Genomic DNA, 7,133 nt, shown 5'->3' with positions numbered 1-7,133 from the left:
TAGGAAGTTTGTTAGAAAAGACCGAAGATTCGCGCCAAATAAGTATTCAATGGGATATAAACGTATGTGTTAAATCCTTAAGTTAATGACATTGAAGAGCGAGAAGCAGACGTTGGTATCAGTTTCGTTAACGACTGCTACTCCGACATTGCAGAGGTGAGGGGAAGTGGCTTATTCGACTTCAGTTACTACATAGCGGACATTAAATCCCGCTAAAAGCTAATACTAGATCAACTTTGTGTTGTTTTAGCATGTAGGCTTTTAATAATTAGTTTGACCAATGGATACGAACTATTCTCCATTCGCCATTTTGATTTTCTAATACCATAGTTTCCATACTTTCATAATTCCGTTCTTTTTCTTTATATGTTCCTGTCGTTTTACTTCGTGATACTGAAACCGCGGTATTTCCCATGATTTTTACATTATGCTCTAATAATTTACTATTCATCTCAGCAAGAAATTTCATGTCTGACAACATATGGTGATTAGCGTATTCATCAGCAGAACGTTCAACGCCTCCGCCTTCAAAAATAATAACATTTTCAGCAAGTAATTTACGTGCTGTTATCTTATCTCCTTGCTTAAGCGAACGATGAAAGGCTCTTACTGTTTTTGCAGCATCGCTTTGTGTACCAACAAAGAGGTTACTCTTGTTTTGGTGTTTTTCTTCATCATGAGCGTTAGCTGTGAAAGAGCTTATTACTGTCATCAATAAAGCTGAAATCAATATAAATCTAGGGTGTTTTATTAACATGTTTTTCTCATTTTTTGTGGTGAATAATTAATATGTTGGACCAACTAGTGTGGTAAATACACTCGTTGTTATTAGTACAAAACAGGCAACAAGTATTTCAACTGAAATGGAGCGCTTTAAAACATCAACATGATGTTGTCGCTTCAGCTTAGGGACTAAAAAGAATTTATGCCAAGCACCAAGCAATAACATAGCGCTAACGAAGAGCAATTTTAGTAAAATCAGCTGACCATAATTGGTGGTTAGTATTTCATTAAATGAATTTAAATATTGCAATATCAATAACATCCCTGAAGTCAGCAGCACAAACACGATTGCAATAGCCAGCTGACCAAAGTACCCCATTACTGTTTTAACCTCAGTGATGGGTAGCAGCTTACAACTTTTATATAACGGCCATAACGATCCAGCCCAACTAGCAATTGCCACAAGGTGTAAGGTTAAAATACCTTTTATCAGTATACTTTTATCAGAGCTATGACCTGTAAATGTAAAGCTATAAGTTAGCAAAATAAGCATTAATAACATGAATGCAAAGTTGATATAATTTATTGTTTTAGATACAGGTTGCCAAGTGCATACTGCAATCATGACGACAATGAAAACTAACACTCTAAAAAGGGCCTGTTCACCAATAACTGATTGCCATACAATTTCAAGCATGAATGGGTCTATCATACCTGATAGTCCAGACTCCGCCATGGCGCCCGCCTCAATTGGAATTTGTAATATTGCAGCGATAAAGCCAATAGCAACACAAATGATTTGCCAGCGTTTTAAATATCGATTGAAGTAGGTTAAGTTAGTCTCATCTACTTCATAACTGCTGATAACACGTATTACTAAAGTACCGGCAAGTGCCAATATAGCTAAATAGCTCGCAAGTTTTAACGCTAGTAATAGCACTGACCAATCACTTATCTGCATGTTTTTGCCTAGTGGTTGTGTTTGTTGTGAGAAACTGGTTTTTCTTGTTTCATCTTCGAAGGCGACTTTGTGCTATGCACCATAAAATTAAAACTCTCCGACATTTTATGACCATCACCGCCTAATGCGAACCATTTTACCGTGTAATTACCTGTTTCAAGATTTGGCAGAGACCAGCTAAAATTGTTGTTGGGTGTCGCGCTTGGTTTAAAGTTAATATCCATCGCTTTATTTTTTGCATTCTTCACCGTCACTTTTGCAAGCCTTACATCACCACTAAACGTTAAACTAAGCTTTTCAGGGCTTTGCATCAACATAGCATCACTTTTTGGTGTTGATTGTTTAAGTGAGACATGTGCTGACGCTGAAAAAGTCAGTGCTAAACTTAAGAGTGTTATTGCTGTATTAAAAAATTTCATAATTACCTCATATTTAAGAAACGTTAAAACCAAAATTTGATACCAGCTACAAAAGCTGTCTCACTGTTATTTTGTCCATTTAATTGTGCATAATTGGCTGTGCCACCAAATTTTTTACTCCACTCTACACCAAGGTAGGGGGCAAATTGACGCGTAAACTCATACCGAACACGTAAACCCATTGAACTGCTTGATAAACCACTGCCGAGCGCATTTTGTTCATCGTTTTTGCCATAAAAAGTTAACTCAGCACGAGGCTGTACAATCAACTTTTGAGTTAATAAAAGTTCATATTCTGCTTCTAGAGTTAATGCCGTATTGCCTTGCTCACCTAGATAAGCGGTCATATCAACTTCAAACCAATAAGGGGCTAAGCCCTGTAAACCGAAGGCTAACCATTGACGATTTTCACCTTCTTTATAATAATCAGAGCGGATCCCTACCTGAGTGTCCCAATATGTAGATATAGCGTGCCCCCATAAAATATCAGTTTGGTTTTCTTCAATGCCTTCATCAGTAATATCTCCTTCGGTTTTAATGACTAATCGGTCGAAGGTTGTGCCATACCATGCCTGTAGATCTAATACCCCCGAATTATCCTGTTGGTTATATTCAACTCTATTACCTAAAAGTGCGTAAAAATTATGTTCATCGGCAAGAATTAATCGGCTTTCTTTATCTAATGCATAAGGTCCTTCCGTTAAGGTCGTGCCAGCAGAATATGCATGTGGATCACGGGCATCTTTTGGCGGTTCATCACCCTTAGCCTGCATTTTTTGATTGGCCATTCCTGTCATTTTTGTCATTTCTGTTTGCGCGAGTGTTTGTGCACTTAGAAAAGGCAAACAAACCAACAGCGTACTGCTGAGCGCTTTTGACAATTTTAACTTTTTCATGATACAACCACCTCTCGAAACATACCTGCATCCATATGAAATAATAAGTGACAGTGCCATGCCCAACGGCCTACATCATGTGGAGTAGTTAAAAAACTAAGCCTTTGCGCAGGTTGAACAGGAATGGTATGACGGCGCACTTGAACACCACCAGAATCACTCTCTAAGTCGCTCCACATACCGTGTAAATGCATAGGATGAGTCATCATGGTATCGTTTTGTAAAATAACCCGTATTCGTTTATCTTTCTTCATGTGGACAGGTGTACTTTTCCCGAATTCTAAGCCATCAAAAGACCAGCTATAGCGTTCCATATTTCCAGTTAAATGCAGCTCAATTTCATCTTCAGGCTCTTGTTGATTAGCAATACCATCTAAAGAACGCAAGTCAGCTAAAGTTAATACTCGGCGACCATTATTTCGAAGGCCGATGCCCGGATCATCAAGGTTTGTTCTTGGCATATCAACACGCATGTCTACGGATGCACCATACTCAGTTTTTGCATGCCGAACTTTAGTGCTAGCAACACTCAGTGGATTTTTTGACATGCCATGTTTACTATGGTCCATTGTCATACCGCCATGATTCATTGCGCCGTGATCCATACCGGACTTCTGCATATTTGACATAGCTCCATGACCGCTAACAGCCATATTTCCCATCATGTCAGCCATAGTTAACCATTCAACTGAATCTAAAGTGGGTGTAGGTGCATCTATACCGGGTGCTACAGATAAGGTTCCCTTCGCATAACCTGAACGGTCCATACTTTGAGCGAAAATGGTATAGGCATCATTTTTAGGCTCAACAATTACATCGTAAGTTTCGCCTGGGCCGAAACGAAATTCGTCAACGGTTATAGGTTCGACATTTTGTCCATCGGCTTGAACAACTGTTAGTTTCAGCTCGGGAATTCGCACATCAAAAAAGGTATTGCTTGACCCATTAATAAACCTCAATCTAAGTTTTTCGCCTGTCTTAAATAGTCCTCTCCAGTTTGCCATCGGCGCGCTACCATTCATGAGGAAAGTCATCGCGGATGCTGATAAATCGGCAAGATCGGTAGGATTCATACGCATTTTATGCCACATTTCTCGGCGCTCTAAAGCATTAGCTACACCCATGTTTGATGCATCATCAAAGAACTCTGGTACCGTAGGTTGATTGAAATTAAATACATCACTTTGTATTTTCAGTTTGCGAAACAGTGCCATGGGATCATCATCAGTCCAATCCGATAATTGAATCACATGTTCATTATCAGATGTAATAATGTCTTTTTCTTTAGGTTCAATGATTAAAGCACCATACATACCAGTCATCTCTTGGAAACCACTGTGAGAGTGATACCAATAAGTACCGCTTTGTTGTAATTTGAATTTATAAGTGAAGGTTTCACCTGGCATAATGCCTTTAAAGCTGATGCCTGGTACACCATCCATTTGATAAGGTAGAATGATGCCATGCCAGTGAATAGAACTCGGAACTGGTAATTTATTAGTCACTTTAATCGTAACAGTATCCCCTTCTACTAGCCTTAAAGTAGGAGCTGGTATTGAACCATTTATGGTTGTTGCCATACGAACAACACCTGTAAAGTTTACTGGTGATTCATCTATAACCAACTCAATTACCTTTCCACTTAGCTCAGGTGCATTACCTGTAATGGTTCCTGGCCCTAATAATGATGCTGCTGCATTACTAATACCTGGTAAAGCAGTTAAGACCCCTCCAGCGACAAGTCCTTGAACAAATCGGCGGCGAGAAAGCTGAGTTACTTGCGGTTTATTAATATCGCCCATTGACGAACTCCTCTTATACAGAATATAAGCAAAGTGTAGAGGTTCAACCTGTCACGGAGATGACTTCAACATGACAAAGTTGTCATGTTGCTGTTGTAACTGGTATTAACTCATTTTATTAGCGACAATAGTTAAGATGATTTAAGTCAAAAATTGAATAACTGAAGGAATATGATGCGCTTGCTTGTTGTTGAAGATGAAACTAAAACAGGAGATTATTTGAAGCAAGGCTTAAATGAAGCGGGCTTTCAAGTTTCTTTAGCTCGTAATGGCCTTGATGGTTATCACTTATCTATGACTGAATCATTTGATGTCATCATTTTAGATGTGATGTTGCCAGATGTAACAGGCTGGAGAATTTTAGAATCGCTACGTGAAGCAAAAAACGATACGCCAGTACTATTTTTATCTGCTCGCGATAGTATTGATGATAGGGTTAAGGGACTTGAGCTAGGTGCAGATGATTATTTGGTTAAGCCATTCGCCTTTCCTGAAGTATTAGCTAGAGTACGAACGCTTATTCGCCGTGGCGGGGCAAAAAAAATTGATGATACCCTCAAAGTTGCCGATTTAGAAATGAACATTCCTAAACGAAAAGTACAGCGCGCAGGGCAACGCATTTTGCTCAGCAATAAAGAGTTTAGTTTACTTGAGCTATTGTTACGTCGAGAAGGGGAAGTATTACCTCGTTCTATTATTGCTTCTCAAGTATGGGATATGAATTTTGATAGCGATACTAATGTGATTGATGTCGCTATCCGAAGGCTGAGGGCGAAAGTAGACAATGACTTCACAATCAAGCTTATTCATACTGTAAGGGGTATGGGTTATAAATTAGAGGTCGATATAGATGGCAACTAAATTTAGACCTATGTCTCTGACTTTTAGGGTTGTGTTATTTGTAGCGATAACGGTTATATTTTGTCTTTCATTGATAGGGGTATTGATCGATAGCTCTATTAATCATCATTTTTCTGAGCAAGATAGTGGGGAGCTCAAAGTGATTAATCATTCAATTGAGCACATTTTGTCTCAGCCTTATGACTCTAAAGAACAACTTATTACTAATTTATCAAATGCCGTGGTGGGACATCATGGCGTTTATTATCAAATAAATACTAAATCAGGGAGCTTTATTTATAGTAATTCATCAAAAAAATTTAGTCAGTTAAGTAAGTTACTGCCATCCTCGATAGGATTTAATCCAGACAATATTGCATCTCAGAAATTTAATAATTCTATGTATAGAATACTGGTTACTGATTATGTAGATCAGCATGGTAACTATAAAATTATTGTCGCTATTGATATGAGTTTTCATATGCAGTTTTTAACTCAATTTAGACAAAGTTTATGGGTTATTATGTTAGGTTCAGGCTTACTTGTTTTACTTGCTGCATGGTTTGCTGTTTACCAAGGTTTAAACCCTTTACGTGGCTTAAGTAGAAAAATGCATGATATTCAAACTAATAAAATGGATGTTAGATTAGATGAAAAAAATATTCCCATAGAGCTGGTAAATATGGTGCAATCATTTAATGCGATGCTCGACAGGTTGCAAAAGGAATTCTATCGATTATCAAATTTTTCAAGCGATATAGCCCATGAATTACGCACCCCCCTGACAAATATTATCACTCAAACTCAAGTAGGATTGTCGAGTTCAAGGGAGCTGGAAGAATATCAAGAGCTGCTTTTTTCAAACCTTGAAGAGCTTGAGCGGTTAACTAAAATGATCAGTGATATGTTATGGCTGGCAAAAACACAAAATGGTCTGATAAAGCCAGCACAACAAGCATTATGTAATAATAATGAGATAGATGCCTTATTTGAATACTTTGATGCGTTAGCTGAAGAATCAAATATTGAATTTATAAAACAAGGTCAAAAGTTAAATTTCTATTGTGATAAGTTACACTTTCGTCAATTACTATCAAACCTTTTATCAAATGCCATTAGATATACACCACAAGGTTCATCAATCACAGTACATAGTGAAAAAGTAGATGATGGCCAAATTTGTATTTCAGTGAAAAATTCAGGAGAAAAAATACCTCCAGAACATTTACCCTATTTATTCGACCGCTTTTATCGACCTGATAAATCACGTCAACGACACAGTGATGGTGCAGGGCTTGGGCTTGCTATAGTTAAAGCATTAGTAGAGGCAAATGATGGTAAAGTAGAGGTAACTTCAGATGATGAAAGCACATGTTTTAGGGTTTTTTTAACATATCAAAGGCTTAATTAATGATAGGATTCTTAGACCATGTTTTTACACTTTTTTCCGTTACGACTGCTTAAGGCTTTTCAATGTCATTAACTTAAGGAT

The 7,133-nt window shown here is 37.9% G+C and carries 7 protein-coding genes; 2 read left to right on the top strand and 5 right to left on the bottom strand.

Annotated features, from left to right (window positions below; all coding sequences use genetic code 11):
• Positions 1-268: 268 nt before the first annotated feature.
• The 5 genes from CJF42_RS24320 to CJF42_RS24300 are packed head-to-tail and all read right to left on the bottom strand — an operon-like array spanning position 269 to position 4,801.
• Positions 269-757, bottom strand: a complete 489-nt coding sequence (locus CJF42_RS24320) for a nuclear transport factor 2 family protein (RefSeq protein ID WP_095369116.1) — start codon at positions 755-757, stop codon at positions 269-271.
• 27 nt (positions 758-784) lie between these two features.
• Positions 785-1,684 carry a CopD family protein gene (locus CJF42_RS24315; RefSeq protein WP_095369115.1) on the bottom strand — a complete coding sequence of 300 codons (900 nt, stop codon included), beginning with the start codon at positions 1,682-1,684 and terminating at the stop codon, positions 785-787.
• Between the two features lie 8 nt (positions 1,685-1,692).
• Positions 1,693-2,103, bottom strand: coding sequence for a copper resistance CopC family protein (locus CJF42_RS24310; protein WP_095369114.1), 411 nt, complete (start codon positions 2,101-2,103; stop codon positions 1,693-1,695).
• Positions 2,104-2,126: 23 nt separating this feature from the next.
• A complete protein-coding gene (locus CJF42_RS24305) occupies positions 2,127-2,999 on the bottom strand; it encodes a copper resistance protein B (RefSeq protein ID WP_095369113.1) in 873 nt (290 codons plus the stop codon).
• Positions 2,996-4,801: a copper resistance system multicopper oxidase gene (locus tag CJF42_RS24300; protein ID WP_095369112.1), complete on the bottom strand. Its 1,806-nt coding sequence runs from the start codon at positions 4,799-4,801 to the stop codon at positions 2,996-2,998. The genes CJF42_RS24305 and CJF42_RS24300 overlap by 4 nt, the downstream gene beginning before the upstream one ends.
• A 174-nt stretch (positions 4,802-4,975) precedes the next feature.
• On the opposite strand from CJF42_RS24300, the gene CJF42_RS24295 reads away from it, so the two are divergent.
• Together CJF42_RS24295 and CJF42_RS24290 are read left to right on the top strand one after the other, a co-directional pair.
• Entirely contained in the window at positions 4,976-5,662 is a 687-nt protein-coding gene (locus CJF42_RS24295; protein WP_095369111.1) for a heavy metal response regulator transcription factor, read from the top strand.
• Complete coding sequence (locus CJF42_RS24290; protein WP_095369110.1) at positions 5,652-7,052, top strand: heavy metal sensor histidine kinase; 1,401 nt, start codon at positions 5,652-5,654, stop codon at positions 7,050-7,052. Before CJF42_RS24295 ends, CJF42_RS24290 begins: the two co-directional genes overlap by 11 nt.
• Positions 7,053-7,133 lie beyond the last annotated feature (81 nt).

Source organism: Pseudoalteromonas sp. NBT06-2 (genome assembly GCF_002276045.1).
Classification (GTDB): domain Bacteria; phylum Pseudomonadota; class Gammaproteobacteria; order Enterobacterales; family Alteromonadaceae; genus Pseudoalteromonas.
The sequence above is the reverse complement of the archived record's forward strand: the minus strand, read 5'-3'. Positions and strand labels throughout refer to the sequence as shown.

Excerpts from the sequence above, each read along its gene's own strand:
- CJF42_RS24315 (WP_095369115.1), bottom strand. The coding sequence starts at position 1,684 with ATGCAGATAAGTGATTGGTCAGTGCTATTACTAGCGTTAAAACTTGCG.
- CJF42_RS24320 (WP_095369116.1), bottom strand. The coding sequence starts at position 757 with ATGTTAATAAAACACCCTAGATTTATATTGATTTCAGCTTTATTGATG.
- CJF42_RS24295 (WP_095369111.1), top strand. The coding sequence starts at position 4,976 with ATGCGCTTGCTTGTTGTTGAAGATGAAACTAAAACAGGAGATTATTTG.
- CJF42_RS24300 (WP_095369112.1), bottom strand. The coding sequence starts at position 4,801 with ATGGGCGATATTAATAAACCGCAAGTAACTCAGCTTTCTCGCCGCCGA.
- CJF42_RS24290 (WP_095369110.1), top strand. The coding sequence starts at position 5,652 with ATGGCAACTAAATTTAGACCTATGTCTCTGACTTTTAGGGTTGTGTTA.
- CJF42_RS24305 (WP_095369113.1), bottom strand. The coding sequence starts at position 2,999 with ATGAAAAAGTTAAAATTGTCAAAAGCGCTCAGCAGTACGCTGTTGGTT.
- CJF42_RS24310 (WP_095369114.1), bottom strand. The coding sequence starts at position 2,103 with ATGAAATTTTTTAATACAGCAATAACACTCTTAAGTTTAGCACTGACT.